Raw genomic sequence first — 15,029 nt, forward strand, 5'->3', positions numbered from 1 at the left:
GGCTCTCCGCTTATTCCCGGTTTTCCGCTGTACACTCGGAGGCGCCGGGATTGCTGGCACATCGGATCTTGCTGAGCAGGCTCAGCATTTTCGGGTGATAAACGTTGGGAGCTCCGTCAACCCCATCGCGCATTTCCAGACGGTTCTGGCGGAACATCTCCTGGTAACCAACGATGTCCTTTTCCGGGATCCGTATCCACTGCTCGTCAGGAATCCCGTTTTCCTGGCTTTTAATCAGATTCATTGCCTGTGGGTACATGCCCCAGGCAACTTCCCGGGCCTTCTGGGCCGTGTCGTCTTCGATCACGCCATCACGGGCAATGATCTGAATGGTCAGCTGGGCAAGCGGGTAGTCGACAATGCCACCCTTGTCGCCGATCCCTTTGTACAGCTCCAGAGCCTGGTAGGCGAACGCAGGCGCATAGGCAGTATCGACCGACCCATTGTTGAACTTGCCAGCAAAGTTGGTGATATCAGAGGGAACCACCGTCGCTTTTACATAGTTCACCATGTGAATGGCGTCTTTCTGGTAGTCCAGGGTGGCAATACGCTTTCCGGCCAGTTCGCCCGCTGTATCAATGCTGCGATCATTCACAAACAGATAACCGGCACCCGCCGGTACAATGCCCAGTACCTCATAGCCACCGTCCTTCATGAGGGACGCTGCCTTGGGCTGTGCCAGGGTGGCCAGCAGGGTTTTCAGGTCGTCGTAACTTGGCAGGGCACCGACGGCACTGATGCTTCCGGTAAAACGATTGAATGGGCGAATACGGATGTCGGTCGCGGCGACGGCATCGCACTGGCCCGCGTTGAAGTCGCCAATGGCCACGCCTTCATCAGTGTAGGGCTTGAGTTGGAAATCGACCCCATGGGCTTTCATTTCCAGAGCGTAGTCCTTGACCATGTTGTAGACGTCGCCGTTAGCGCCGATGACATCAAACACACACATGGAAACCGACTGGGCAGATGCCAGTGGTGCGACAATGGCAAGAGACAAGGCTGCAAGGGATTTGCGAATCATGACGACCTCCGGGTCATTCTTGTGTTTTTGATCTTTAAGTCATAGATAACTGAAAGGCCAGCCTCAGAGCAGGCCTTCCAGATCCATGGTTTCAACGTTCTCGGTATTGCGCTCCGGACTCATCTTGCCGAAGAAGGTCCGTGGTGTGCGGTGGCCGTAGTTGGCGCTCCAGTGTTTGTCCGATGCGAACTGGACAATCCTGCGGGCCACTTCGTCCACAAGCCGATATTCTTCCCAAACCTCGATGCGCTCTTCAGCCTCTGCGAATTCCGAAATGGCCTGTGCCAGCACCTGCGGTCGCCCAAAGGTTTCCGCAGCGACTACCTGAACGGCGTAAGAGGCACGGATACCGGACTCAACACTCAGCTCTGCGCTGTTTTCCATCACCTGCCAGGGGTCTGGAGACAGGTCCGGTCGGGTGTCAGGCAACAGTAACCAGACGAGGGCGCGAACGGCGTTGGGCAAACCGCCCCATTTTTCATTATCCACGCACTGGGCGGCACGCTCGGCCTGGGGCGCAATGTTGCGAGGCACACCCGCCAGGGCGCCGGAGTTGGAGTCGTTCACAATGCCCTGCATCCCCGTTAGCAGCCCGAGCAGGAACGTGAGTTCGTCCTGATCACTGAAAAGGAACGGGCATTCCAGAGGTTCGGCTGCCGGGTCAAAATCGTAGGCGGCCATGGCACGCTTGAAGGCTTCGTAGCGGCGCTCAGCGGTGCGCGCGTAGAGTCTTTTGGAGACTTCCCGGGCATCTTTGGCGGCGGGAACATCGCCACGGTATTCCGCCCGCAGATAAGCCAGTTCAGCCTCCCAGGCCCGGTATTCCATGCAATTCGCCGCCAGCAGCATGAGCAGGGAACCGGTTGAGTCCGGTGCATCAGTGACTCTCGAAAACGAGTAAACCAGTGGATCCGTGCCCTCACCCAGCGCACAGGCCATGCCCGGATCGGACATCTGCATAACGTAGGGGGTTGCCTCGGACTCCGAGTAGTTCGACAACACGATGCCGGTGGTGGTGTAGATAGGGTTGGCAGAACATCCGGCCAGCAGCAGTACCGAACTTCCCAGCATTGCCTGGCGAACACGAGCCGAGAACCGACGCGCTTGAGAGACCATTGAGGAGATCATAATTCGACCTGTCTGACATTGTTTTTGTATGTAAGGGAGTGCGAGAAATTCTTATCACATTTAATTCTCGTCAATCCGTGAACCAGCTCCGGATACCTCTGGCCAGAGCTCGAACGAGAGCAAGAATGCGAGGAATATTGTCAGACAGAAATGGCTTTATTGCCGAAACCGACATGCCGATCAGGCCAATGGCCCGGGATGAATCGAATTATTTTATTATTTATTGATTTATAACAATGAGTTAAATATGTAGCGCATTTCGGAACAAGCGTGCCACTTTGTGACTTGTGCACATTAACATTGATCAAGACCCAGCATCGCCATCACCTGATCGGTCAGTCCATCGAGGGTCAGACCACCCCGTTCCGGGCGATACCAGGTGACCGTCCAGCTCAGGGCGCCGGTCAACATTCTTCGGGTAATGAAAGGGTCCGCTCCAAGCTGGTGTTCCTTCGACAGCTGTTGGAGCGTAGACAACCACAGGTCTTCATAGATATCCCGCAACTCCAGCACTTCAGCCTGGGAGCTTTCCGAAAGACTGCGCCACTCATACACCAACACCGCCATGGCCTCTCCGGTCTGGCCGTTAATCGACTCCAGTTCCGCCCTTATCAGCGCCCGCAGTTTTTCTCTCGCTGAATCCGCCTGGTCGGCAGCGGCCTGCATCAAGGCGGTATTCAGCCGAATGGTCTCGACCATCACCGCCTTGAGAATTTCCTCTTTGGTGCGGAAATGGTGGAACAAGCTCCCTGACTGAATACCCACAGCCGCCGCCAGATCCCGCACCGTCGTGCGCTCGTAGCCTTTATCCCTGAACAGTCTTGCTGCTTCGTTTAACAGGCGCCCGCGGGCGCTGGAGGGATCAGACACAAGTTGCTCGGCAATGAGGGATTGCAGGATTGGGTTCTGGTTCACAAAGGCCATCCGGTTGTCTTGCTGGGACTTTTTATTCTACCCGAGATTTGCCTGTTTACAAACCAAGCGCTTGCTTGGTATTGTCGTTTCGATCGTTGGATAACCTCTCGCCAGTGCGGGTATCAGAACAAGGCCAAGAACATGTCAGACGCCAACAAAACCATCCGTATCGGTTGCTCCGCCGCTTTCTGGGGCGATACCGAAACCGCCGCTGCCCAACTGGTACGCCAGGGCAATATTGATTACCTGGTCGCCGATTACCTGGCCGAGATCACCATGTCGATCATGGCCGGCCAGAAGATGAAAGACCCGACTCAGGGCTACGCCCGGGATTTTGTGCAGACGGTGATGGCGCCTCTGCTCGGCGAGATAAAGGATAAAGGCATCCGGGTTCTGGCCAATGCCGGTGGAGTAAACCCGGTGGCTTGCCGCGATGCTCTGCAGGCCCTGTGTGAAAAGGCCGGCGTCGATCTGAAGATTGCGCTGGTGCTCGGCGATGATCTGTTGATGAAAAAGAAAAAGCTGGGCGATGCCGGCATTACTGAAATGACCACCGGTCAGCCCTTCCCCGCCATGATGGTGAGCCTGAACGCCTATCTGGGTGCGCCCGGCCTGGTGGCGGCCCTGGAACAGGGTGCCGACATCATTATCACCGGCCGTGTCGCAGACAGTGCGCTGGTGCTGGCGCCGCTGGTGCATGAATTCGGCTGGCGCTGGAACGACTACGACAAACTGGCCCAGGGCAGCCTGGCCGGGCATTTGCTGGAATGCGGCGCCCAGTCTACCGGCGGTAATTTCACCGACTGGGAACAGGTGGCTGATGGCTACGCCAATATGGGCTTTCCCATCGCCGAGGTCAGCGCCTCTGGCGATTTTGTGATGACCAAGCCCGAGGGCACCGGCGGCATGGTCAGCAGGGGCACTGTGGGCGAGCAGCTGGTGTATGAGATTGGCGACCCACGGGCTTACCTGCTGCCAGATGTAACCTGCGATTTCACTCAGGTGACACTGGAGGAAATCGACAAGGACCAGGTCCGGGTGTCCGGTGCCAGGGGACTGCCGCCGACGGACAGCTACAAGGTGTCAGGCACCTGGCCAGATGGATTCAAGTGCACGGTGACGTTCCTGCTGGCCGGCCTTGATGCCCGCGCCAAAGCACAACGAGTGGCGCAAGCTATTCTGGCCAGGACGTCAGCGATGTTTGCCGAGCGCGGCCTGCCGGATTATTCCGAAACCAGTATCGAATTGCTGGGCACCGAGACTACCTATGGCCCCCATGGCACGGGCGACCAATGCCGGGAAGTGGTGGTGAAGATTGCCACCGCCCATCCGAAGAAAGAAGCCCTGGTGCTGTTTTCCAGGGAAATTGCCCAGGCCGCTACCGGTATGGCGCCTGGCATCACCGGTATTGTCGGCGGTCGGCCAACCGTGTGGCCGAAGATTCGTTTGTATTCCTGTCTGGTACCGAAATCGGAGGTGGCGGTTTCGGTGGATCTGGCAAGTGAGAAGTCTGAGGTGGAGGTAGCGACCGAAGGTGGTTTCAATCCGGGCGATCTCGCGGCTGAGCCGGAGTCCCGGATGGAGGTGGCAACGGATACCACAGTGCCGCTGCTCAAGCTGGCTTGGGCGCGGTCCGGGGATAAGGGCGATCACAGCAATATCGGGGTGATCGCGCGGGATCGAGAGTATGTTCCTTATATTGAGGCTGCGTTAACGGAACAGGCGGTGGCCGAGTGGATGGCTCATACGCTGAATCCTGAGTCCGGCAAGGTGACTCGCTGGTCTATGCCTGGGTTGCATGCGTTCAATTTCTTGCTGGAGCACAGTCTAGGTGGCGGCGGTGTGGCGTCGCTTCGGATTGATCCGCAGGGTAAGGCGTTTGCTCAGCAGTTGCTGGAGTTTCCGGTGCCTGTGCCTTCGAATCTGGTTCCTCAATGAATGTATTAACCCCGGTTCTGGGGCAAGAGCCCCGACAGGGCATTACTTCCCTGAGCTTGGGTGCAAGCGCCCCACCGGGGTACAGCCTTCCGGGACACGCCGTAAATGCGTCCGTGTAGGCTTGAGCGCAGCTTCCCTGCTGCGCACAGTCCCGGAAGGCTGTACCCCGGCGGAGCGCCCGAACGTTTTTCGTGGATTCTTTGGATTGGAATAGGGAATTTTGTATGAGTTATCAGTCTGTTCTTCGCCCGGGCTTGTTTGAAGGCCAGGTTTTTATTGTCACCGGTGGCGGTTCGGGGATTGGCCGCTGCACGGCTCACGAACTGGCGGCGCTCGGTGCCCGGGTTGCGCTGGTGGGTCGTAAGCAGGAGAAGGTAGACGCGGTTAAGGCCGAAATTGAGGAAGACGGCGGTATTGCCAGCGCCCATGCCTGCGATATTCGCGAGGAGGAGTCGGTCAAGACCACGGTGAAGGCCATTATTGAGACCCACGGCGGTCTGAACGGGGTGGTGAACAATGCCGGCGGGCAGTTTGCGTCTCCGTTAACGGGCATTAACCAGAAGGGTTGGGAAACCGTGGTGCGCACGAATCTGACCGGCGGTTTCCTGATGGCCAGGGAGGCCTATACCCAGGCCTTGAGCAAGTCCGGCGGTGCGATTGTAAATATCGTGGCAGATATGTGGGGTGGCATGCCCGGCATGGGGCACTCTGGCGCAGCCCGGGCCGGTATGGTGAATTTCACCCAGACAGCCGCGGTCGAATGGGCACCGTCCGGGGTTCGGGTGAATGCGGTGGCGCCGGGGTGGATTGCGTCCAGCGGGATGGACAACTACCCGGCCCACATGAAGTCGTGGATTCGCAGCCTGGCGGATGCGGTGCCGATCAAGCGGATGGGTACAGAATCAGAGGTGAGTTCGGCGATCTGCTTCCTGCTTAGCCCGGGCGCGGCGTTTATCAGTGGTGATTGTCTGCGGATTGATGGCGCGGCGTCCCAGGGTGGGCGTGTGTGGCCGATGCCGAAGGCGACGAATAACGAGCCCTATAACGGTTTTCATCGGGCGGTAACGCCGAAAGTGTTGAGTGACGACTGAGGATTTGCCATGCAGGTACTGGAAACAACAATAAGCCCCCAGTCCGACGAGTTCCGGGCCAATGTCGAGGCCATGGAAGCGCATATCTCGACTTTCCGGGATGTGGAGCAGAAGGTTCTGGACCTGGCGGAATCGGCCCGGGAGAAGTTTACCAAGCGGGGCAAGCTGCTACCGCGGGATCGCATCAATCGCTTGCTCGATCGTGGCAGTGAGTTTCTGGAGCTGTGTTCCCTGGCCGGTTACAAGATGCATGATGACAAAGACGGTTCCATGGCCGGAGGCGGGATTATTGCCGGCATCGGCAGAGTAGCAGGAGTACGCTGCCTGGTGGTCGCAAGCAACAGTGCCATCAAGGGCGGAACCATTACTCCCGCCGGTCTGGACAAAACCCTGCGCCTGCAGCAGATCGCCATGGAGAACAAGCTGCCGGTGGTGTCGCTGTCAGAATCTGGCGGCGCCAACCTGAACTACGCCACCGATATCTTCGTGCTGGGCGCCCGGGGCTTTGCGAACCAGGCCCGTATGTCAGCAGCCGGTATTCCACAGGTAACCGTCGTCCATGGCAACGCCACTGCCGGCGGGGCCTATCAGCCCGGTCTGTCGGATTATGTGATCACCGTGCGCGAACAGGCCAAGATGTTCCTGGCCGGCCCACCTCTGCTAAAAGCGGCTACCGGCGAGGTCGCCACCGATGAAGAGCTGGGTGGAGCAGAAATGCACGCCACGGTTGCCGGCACCGCCGAATACCTGGCGGAAGACGATGCTGATGGCATCCGGCAGGCCCGGGAGATTCTGGGCGCCCTGCCCTGGAACGAAAACCTGCCGCTACGCCAGGAACCACAGTGGGATGAGCCGCTGTATCCGGCGGACGAGCTGCTGGGCGTGATTCCTTCCGACGCCAAGAAGCCCTATGACGTGCGAGAGATCCTGGCCCGCATCGCCGATGGCTCCCGGTTCCTGGATTTCAAGAACGACTACGACAGTCAGACGGTGTGCGGCACCATCCGTATTCAAGGTCACAGCGTAGGCATCATCGGCAACAACGGCCCGATCACCCCTGCCGGCTCCGCCAAGGCGGCGCAGTTTATCCAGCTTTGCGATCAGGCAGGCACGCCTATCCTGTTTCTGCATAACACCACCGGATTTATGGTCGGTACCCACTCCGAACAGAACGGCATCATCAAACACGGGTCGAAGATGATTCAGGCCGTGGCCAACTGCCGGGTACCAAAACTCGCCGTGGTGGTGGGCGGTTCCTACGGCGCCGGCAACTACGCCATGTGCGGCCGGGGCCTGGACCCGAGATTTATCTTCGCCTGGCCCAACAGCCGCACCGCCGTCATGGGCCCCGCCCAGGCCGGGAAGGTGATGCGCATCGTGGCTGAAGAAAAACAACGCAAAAGTGGTATCGAGCCGGACGAAAAGACTCTGTCGTTCCTGGAACAGGCCACCGCCAAAAAGCTGGAAGACGGCTCCACCGCCCTTTACGGAACTGCCAGGCTCTGGGACGACGGCCTGATCGATCCTCGGGATACCCGCCGTGTTCTGGCCATGGTGCTTTCCGTTTGCCGTGAAGCCGAACAACGACCACTGCGACCCAACGTTTACGGCGTCGCCCGTTTCTGATTTCCACACTGATTTACCGGGAGAACAACAATGAAATTCACAGCCGAACACGAAGCCCTCAGAAAGACCGTCCGCGATTTTGTCGAAAAGGAAATCAATCCGCACTGCGATGAATGGGAGGAAGCCGGCGAGTTTCCCATTCACGATCTGTTCAAGAAACTCGGCAACCTGGGCCTGCTGGGCATTCAGAAGCCGGAGGAATACGGCGGCATGGGTCTGGATTACAGCTACAACCTCGTGGCTGCTGAAGAACTGGGCATGGCCAAGTGCGGCGGTGTTCCGCTGGCCGTGGGCGTACAGACTGACATGTGCACCCCCGCGATTGCGCGCTTCGGTTCCGATGAACTGAAACGGGACTTCCTGGCCCCGGCTATTGCTGGCGATATGGTGGGCTGTATCGGTGTGAGTGAAGTGGGCGCAGGCTCCGATGTGGCCGGCCTGAAAACCACGGCTAAGAAAGACGGCGATGACTACGTCATCAACGGCTCCAAGATGTGGATCACCAACTCCCCGAAAGCGGATTTCATGTGTCTGCTGGCCAACACCAGCGACGACAAACCCCACAAGAATAAAACCCTGATGATCGTGCCCATGAACACACCGGGCATCACCTTCAGCCCGCACCTGAACAAGCTGGGCATGCGTTCATCAGAAACCGCCCAGGTGTTTCTGGACGACGTGCGAATTCCCCAGCGTAACCGCATCGGCGCAGAAGGCACCGGCTTTATGATGCAGATGCTGCAGTTCCAGGAGGAGCGCATGTGGGGGGCCGCCAACGTAATCAAGGCCCTGGAAAACTGTGTCACGCAGACCATTGAATACTGCCGCGAGCGCAAGACCTTTGGCCAGCCGCTCATCGACAACCAGTACATCCATTTCCGCCTGGCGGAGTTACAGACCGAAATCGAAGCGCTGCGCGCGCTGACCTATCAGGCCTGTGAGCTGCACGTTGAGGGCAAAGATGTCACCAAGCTGGCGTCGATGGCGAAACTGAAGGCCGGGCGTCTGGGTCGAGAAGTGACCGATGCTTGCCTGCAGTTCTGGGGTGGCAACGGTTACATGTGGGACAACCCCCTGTCACGGGCTTACCGCGATGTGCGGTTGGTCTCCATCGGCGGCGGTGCCGACGAAATCATGCTGGGCATCATCTGCAAGCTGATGGGCACCTTGCCTGGCAAGAAACGCGACTGAGCATTTAGTTTGGCGGAAGGCCATGAGGCGGGGTTCCCCTTCCGGGACACGCCTACAAGCACTTCCCTGTGGGCTCGTTTCGGGCCGTCCATGGCCCTCAACGGTCCCGGAAGGGGAACCCCGCCTCATGGCCCCAAACGTTTTACGTGGAGTCCTGTATGGAATACCAACTACCACAATGCGAAACCCTGATTCTCGAAAAACAGGGCCCTACCCTGTTCATCACCATCAACCGCCCGGACGTCCGCAACGCTATGAGTCTGCAGATGGTCGCTGAGTTGTCCACCATCTTCAGCGAGATCGAAAACGACATCAGCATCCGCGCCGCCGTCATCCGCGGCGCAGGTGGACATTTCTGCGCCGGCGGCGATATCAAAGACATGGCCGGCGCCCGGAGCCAGAAAGCCGGCGAAGGCCGCGATGACCCGTTCTACAAACTCAACCGCGCCTTCGGCCAGATGATCCAGCAAGTCAACGAATCCTCCAAAGTCGTCATCGCCATCACCGAAGGCGCCGTCATGGGCGGCGGCTTCGGCCTGGCCTGCGTCTCCGACCTGGCCATCGCCGGCCCGACTGCCAAATTCGGTATGCCGGAAACCACCCTCGGCGTCATCCCGGCCCAGATCGCCCCGTTCGTTGTCGAACGTATCGGCCTGACCCAGGCCCGTCGATTGGCGCTGCTAGGTTTGAGAATCGACGCAACGGAAGCCTGCACACTCGGCATCGTTCACCAGGTTGCGGAATCCGAAGAACAGCTAAGCGACATGCTGAACCAGGCTCTGGAACGGGTACGCCTGTGCGCCCCCGACGCCACGGCAGAAACCAAGGCCTTACTGCATCGGGTGGGACATGAAGCCATGGCCGGTTTACTCGATGACGCCGCTGAAAAATTCGCGGCCGCCATCCGGGGGCCGGAGGGGGCGGAAGGCACGATGGCATTTATGCAGAAGCGTGAGCCCAAGTGGGCAGAGCTCCCCAATCAATAACAACTAAATAATGTCTATTGACCGTAGTTGGGCAGACTCCGACAAGGTTCGGGGAGCGCCACTGGCAGGGTGGGCTTCCGGAAAATGTCGGAGGCCATGGATGGCCGGAGAGAAGCGCACATGGACGTGCTTGTAGCGGTTTTCCGGAAGCCCACCCTGGTGGTGGTGCGGACGAGCACCCAACCCAGGCGGCAAAGTAACCAGATAGGTAACGCGTATGCTAAAAAAACTTTTAATCGCTAACCGAGGCGAAATCGCCGTCAGGGTCATCCGTACAGCCAAGGCGCTGGGCTACCGAACCGTTGCCGTCTACTCCGAAGCCGACGCCAACGCCCTGCACGTTGAACAAGCCGACGAAGCCGTCTGCATCGGCCCGGCACAGGTTGCCGCCTCCTACCTCAACGCCGACGCCATCCTCGATGCCGCAAGGAAAACAGGCGCCGACTGCATCCACCCGGGCTACGGCTTCGTCTCCGAAAACTCCGGCTTCGCCAAAGCCGTCAAACAGGCCGGCCTCACCTTTGTAGGCCCTCCCGAAAACGCCATTGAACTCATGGGCAGCAAACGCCGCTCGAAAATCGCCATGCAGGAAGCCGGCGTGCCCGTAGTCCCTGGCTACGAAGGCAATAACGCCGGTGATGATGAACTCATCGCTGCCGCCAAAGACATCGGCTACCCCCTGATGCTCAAAGCCTCCGCCGGCGGTGGCGGCCGGGGCATGCGCCTGGTGGAAAGCGAAAGCGACCTGGCCGACAACATCAAACGCGCCCGATCCGAAGCCAAGCAGGCCTTTGGTGACGACGAACTGATCATCGAAAAAGCCGTCATCGAACCTCGCCACGTGGAAATCCAGGTGTTCGCCGACCGCCACGGCAACGCCGTGTACCTGGGCGAACGGGACTGTTCCGTGCAGCGCCGGCACCAGAAAGTGGTCGAAGAAGCGCCCTCACCTTTCGTGACCCCGAAACTACGCAAAGCCATGGGTGAAGCCGCCGTCAAAGCCGCCCTGGCCTGTGGCTACGAAGGCGCCGGCACCGTGGAATTCCTGGTCGACAAAGACCGCAATTTCTACTTCCTGGAAATGAACACTCGCCTGCAGGTAGAACATCCGGTCACCGAACTGATTACCGGCCAGGATCTGGTGGCCTGGCAGTTGATGGTCGCTGAAGGCCGGCCACTGCCGCTGGCCCAGGATGAGATCGAACTGAACGGCCACGCCATCGAAGTGCGGCTTTACGCCGAAGACCCGGCCAGCGGCTTTACCCCACAAACCGGCACCCTGCACGAATTCACCCCGGCCGAGGGCGAAGGCCTTCGGTTCGACAGCGGCGTGCGCTCCGGTGACGTGGTCAGCCCCCACTACGATCCCATGCTTGCGAAAGTCATCGCCTGGGGCCAGAACCGGGACGAAGCCCGTCGCCGCCTGATCCGGGCGCTGGAAGACACCACTGTATTTGGAGTAATTACCAACCGGCACTTCCTCAGCCGCATCATCGCCGATGACACCTTTGGTGCCGGTGAAGCCACCACGGCCTTCCTGCAGCAGGCATTCAAGAATGATCCGTCACTGGCGCCCCAGCCGCTCACCATCCGCGAGCTGGCCCTGAGCGCCTGCGCATTGAGCCTCGGCCAATCCGCCCAGAAAGGCTGGAGTAACGCCCCCGCCACCGTCATGCCGATGAAACTTGAGGCCCGGGACGAAACCGTGGAACTGCTGGTTCGGCACAGTGGCCACAAACTGCTGGTGGCTCACGGCGAAGAACACTATGAACTGCACCTGCAAAGCCAGGAACCAGGCCTGCTGTGCATTATCGACAACGGGGTTCGTCAGCGGTGCCAATACCACCGGAGCGGAGATTCCCTATATTTGCAGGCGTTCGGCCGTTCCTGGTGCGTTCGGGATATTACGCACCAACCCGCCCAAGGTGCCCTGGGCGCCGGCAGCGGCAAGATCCAGGCCACTATGGACGGTGCCATTATTGATGTACTGGTGGCAGAGGGAGATCAGGTGGAACAGGGCCAGACCCTAGTGATTCTGGAAGCCATGAAAATGGAGCATCCGGTTAAGGCGGACCGCACGGGCACCGTTGGCCAGTTGCTCGCCCGCAAAGGAGACCAGGTCAAGCGTGGCCAACTTCTGGCAGACGTGCAAACCACTGAGGAGGCAGAATCATGAGCCGGCTACAACAGCGCACAGTGTTTATAACGGGCGGCAGCCGGGGAATCGGCCGGGCCATTGCCCTGGCCTGTGCCCGGGAAGGCGCCAACGTTGTCATTGCAGCGAAAACCGATACCCCGCATCCGAAACTACCCGGCACCATCCACACGGTCGCTGAGGAAATTCGCAATGCCGGAGGCCAGGCGCTACCGCTGGTACTGGACGTGCGGGATGAACGACAGGTCCGCCAGCGAATCGACGAAGCCGCCGGTTATTTTGGCGGTATCGATGCCCTGGTGAACAACGCCGGGGCGATACGGCTGACCGGTGTCGAAAACCTGAAAGTGAGCCGATACGACCTGATGCATCAGGTCAACGCCCGGGCCGTATTCACCTGCAGTCAGGCGGCCCTGCCCTGGCTGAAGGAATCCGGTGGCCACATTCTCAGCCTGTCGCCGCCGCTGAACCTGAATACCCGGTGGTTTTCCCAGTACGGGCCCTATACCACCACAAAATACGGAATGACCATGCTCAGCATGGGCATGGCCGAGGAGTTCCGACGCTATGGCATTGCCGTGAACTGCCTGTGGCCAAAGACTCTGATTGCCACTGCCGCCATAGAACACGAAGTGGGCGGACCTCAATTGATGGCGCAGGGACGAAAGCCGGAAATCATGGCCGATGCCGCGGTCAGCATACTGTCCCGCAGTGCGGACGAACTGACCGGGCAAGCGCTGATTGACGAGGATGTACTTCGCCAGGATGGCGTGAAGGACTTCGAACACTACCGGTATGCCGCAGGCAACAAGCCACTGCTGCCGGATCTGTTCCTGGATTAGCCGCGGAGCAATGGGTTGGTCCGCGGTTCAAAACCTACAAAGACAATGACGACTGAAACGGACGCACCATGAGCCAAGACATCGTAACCGCACGCGACATCATGCGCAGCCTGCCCACGGTTCTGAAAAAATTTCCCTTCGTGGCAAAAGGGCTTTACTACTACCGGGTAAAGGACGACAAAAAAGAGCTGACCCTTGGCAAGCTGGTGGAGCGCAACGCTGACAAACACCCCACGCGCCCTGCCATTCTCTTCGATGATCGCAGCATTACCTGGGCAGAACTGGATGCCTGGAGCAATCGAATTGCCCATTACCTGAAAGATCAGGGGCTGGTAAAGGGCGATGCCATTGCGGTAATGCTGGAAAACCGACCGGAACTACTGGCGACCGTGGTTGGCGCAGCCAAGGTCGGCGTGGCCTGCGCCATGCTGAACACCTCCCAGAAAGGCAAAGTGCTGGCCCACAGTATCAACCTGATCGAGCCGCGACTGCTGGTGGTTGGTAGCGAACTGATCGACAATGCCGAGTCGGTTCGTGGAGAGGTTCAGCTCCGGCACACGCATCCCCTGCTCTACCTGCACGACGGCAACACTCTGAACACCTTTGGTGACGCGCCGGAGGGCTACGTCAATCTGGCCTTGGAAGTCAGCCGCCGGCCCTCAACCCGCCCGGTCCTGAGCGACCCGGTAACCATGGGCGATACCGCCGTGTATCTTTACACCTCAGGCACCACCGGCCTGCCCAAGGCGGCGCCCGGTTCACATCGCAAATTTATCAAAGCCTACGGCGGCTTTGGCATGCTCTCCCTGGCCATGGAACCGGAAGACGTCCTGTATTGTACGCTGCCGCTGTATCATGGCACCGCCCTGCTGGTGTGCTGGGGCTCGGTCCTCGCCGGTGGCTCTGCCATCGCCCTGCGCCGAAAATTCTCCGCCAGCGCCTTCTGGGACGACGTCCGACGCTACAACGCCACCACCTTCGGCTACGTGGGCGAACTGTGCCGCTACCTGCTGAATCAACCTCCCGGCAGCCAGGACCGCAACCACAGCCTGACCAAAATGATCGGCAACGGCCTGCGCCCCTCCATCTGGAAAGAATTCAAGGAACGTTTTGGCATCGACAAGGTGGCTGAACTGTATGCCTCATCAGAAGGCAATATCGGCTTCAGCAACTTTTTCAACATGGACAACACCGTGGGCTTCTCCACCGCGCCCTACAAACTAGTTAAGTACCACGAAGGCACCCGGGACCCGATCCGCAACGACAAGGGCCGTCTGGAGGAAGTAGAAAAAGGCCAGCCTGGCCTGTTGATCGGGGAGATCAACAAGAAGTGGGCATTCGAGGGCTACACCCAGAAGGAAGCCACCGAGAAATCCATCCTGCGCGATGGTTTCAAGAAAGGCGATGCCTGGTTCAATACCGGTGATGTATTAAAAGAAATCGGCTGCCGTCACCTGCAGTTTGTCGATCGCATGGGCGACACCTTCCGCTGGAAGGGAGAGAACGTATCGACGACGGAGGTGGAAAATATCATTGATGGCTCCGGCATGGTGGAGGAAGCCATTGTGTACGGGGTCGAGATTCCCAAAACCAACGGCAAGGCGGGCATGGTAACGCTGGTGCCTCAGTCCAATGGTTCGGCCTTCGATATCAACAAGCTGTTTGACTATCTGCAGGAGAATCTGCCGGCCTATGCGGTGCCGGTGTTTGTGCGGGTGACCAATGCCATCGAGAAGACGGGGACGTTCAAGTACCGGAAGGTGGACATCCAGAAGCTCGGCTATTCGCTGGAGCGGCCGGAAGACGATGTTTACGCCTGGCTGCCCGGTTCGTCCGGTTATACTTTGATGACTCCGGAGCTAGTCTCGGATATTGATTCGGGGGATGTTCGGTTTTGATCCTGACTTTTGGAGAGGGGCCTCATAACCTAGCCTGCAACGCTTGGTGACAGTGAGTACGGGGTGCCCCTCCCAAAAACCGCTACAAGCACATCCATGTGCGCTTCTCTCCGGCCATCCATGGCCTCCGACATTTTTGGGAGGGGCGCCCCGCACTCACTTCCGAGCCAAGGAGTGATAGTCAGTTTACTGAAAAACCTAGCTTTTCTCCCTGACTATTACTGTGAAGCTGATCGGC

General features: G+C 58.9%; 11 protein-coding genes. 8 read left to right on the top strand and 3 right to left on the bottom strand.

Annotation, left to right across the window (positions count from 1 at the left end; all coding sequences use genetic code 11):
- Nucleotides 1-10 precede the first annotated feature (10 nt).
- The 3 genes from B3Y70_RS13510 to B3Y70_RS13520 all read right to left on the bottom strand — a co-directional run bounded on the left by B3Y70_RS13510 (nucleotide 11) and on the right by B3Y70_RS13520 (nucleotide 3,073).
- Entirely contained in the window at nucleotides 11-1,021 is a 1,011-nt protein-coding gene (locus tag B3Y70_RS13510; protein WP_022991428.1) for a putative solute-binding protein, read from the bottom strand.
- Between the two features lie 63 nt (nucleotides 1,022-1,084).
- Complete coding sequence (locus B3Y70_RS13515) at nucleotides 1,085-2,149, bottom strand: hypothetical protein (protein WP_199452358.1); 1,065 nt, start codon at nucleotides 2,147-2,149, stop codon at nucleotides 1,085-1,087.
- A gap of 294 nt (nucleotides 2,150-2,443) precedes the next feature.
- On the bottom strand, nucleotides 2,444-3,073 hold the full coding sequence (locus tag B3Y70_RS13520) for a TetR/AcrR family transcriptional regulator (RefSeq protein ID WP_183576517.1): 630 nt from the start codon (nucleotides 3,071-3,073) through the stop codon (nucleotides 2,444-2,446).
- 132 nt (nucleotides 3,074-3,205) lie between these two features.
- Between B3Y70_RS13520 and B3Y70_RS13525 the strand changes: the two genes are divergently transcribed.
- The 8 genes from B3Y70_RS13525 to B3Y70_RS13560 all read left to right on the top strand — a co-directional run bounded on the left by B3Y70_RS13525 (nucleotide 3,206) and on the right by B3Y70_RS13560 (nucleotide 14,791).
- Nucleotides 3,206-5,002, top strand: coding sequence for an acyclic terpene utilization AtuA family protein (locus B3Y70_RS13525; protein ID WP_272999322.1), 1,797 nt, complete (start codon nucleotides 3,206-3,208; stop codon nucleotides 5,000-5,002).
- Nucleotides 5,003-5,226: 224 nt separating this feature from the next.
- Nucleotides 5,227-6,093 carry an SDR family oxidoreductase gene (locus B3Y70_RS13530; RefSeq protein ID WP_272999321.1) on the top strand — a complete coding sequence of 289 codons (867 nt, stop codon included), beginning with the start codon at nucleotides 5,227-5,229 and terminating at the stop codon, nucleotides 6,091-6,093.
- A gap of 9 nt (nucleotides 6,094-6,102) precedes the next feature.
- Entirely contained in the window at nucleotides 6,103-7,719 is a 1,617-nt protein-coding gene (locus B3Y70_RS13535; RefSeq protein ID WP_014422172.1) for an acyl-CoA carboxylase subunit beta, read from the top strand.
- 30 nt (nucleotides 7,720-7,749) lie between these two features.
- Entirely contained in the window at nucleotides 7,750-8,910 is a 1,161-nt protein-coding gene (gene atuD / locus B3Y70_RS13540) for a citronellyl-CoA dehydrogenase (protein WP_014422173.1), read from the top strand.
- A gap of 158 nt (nucleotides 8,911-9,068) precedes the next feature.
- Entirely contained in the window at nucleotides 9,069-9,896 is an 828-nt protein-coding gene (locus B3Y70_RS13545; protein WP_199452360.1) for an enoyl-CoA hydratase/isomerase family protein, read from the top strand.
- Between the two features lie 217 nt (nucleotides 9,897-10,113).
- Nucleotides 10,114-12,072 (top strand): acetyl/propionyl/methylcrotonyl-CoA carboxylase subunit alpha, encoded by a 1,959-nt coding sequence (locus tag B3Y70_RS13550; protein WP_273030414.1) that lies wholly within the window; start codon nucleotides 10,114-10,116, stop codon nucleotides 12,070-12,072.
- Nucleotides 12,069-12,893, top strand: a complete 825-nt coding sequence (locus B3Y70_RS13555) for an SDR family oxidoreductase (RefSeq protein ID WP_199452362.1) — start codon at nucleotides 12,069-12,071, stop codon at nucleotides 12,891-12,893. The genes B3Y70_RS13550 and B3Y70_RS13555 overlap by 4 nt, the downstream gene beginning before the upstream one ends.
- 68 nt (nucleotides 12,894-12,961) lie before the next feature.
- Nucleotides 12,962-14,791: a long-chain-acyl-CoA synthetase gene (locus B3Y70_RS13560; protein ID WP_273030415.1), complete on the top strand. Its 1,830-nt coding sequence runs from the start codon at nucleotides 12,962-12,964 to the stop codon at nucleotides 14,789-14,791.
- Nucleotides 14,792-15,029 lie beyond the last annotated feature (238 nt).

The organism is Marinobacter sp. UBA5687, assembly GCF_002420325.1.
GTDB lineage: Bacteria > Pseudomonadota > Gammaproteobacteria > Pseudomonadales > Oleiphilaceae > Marinobacter > Marinobacter nauticus.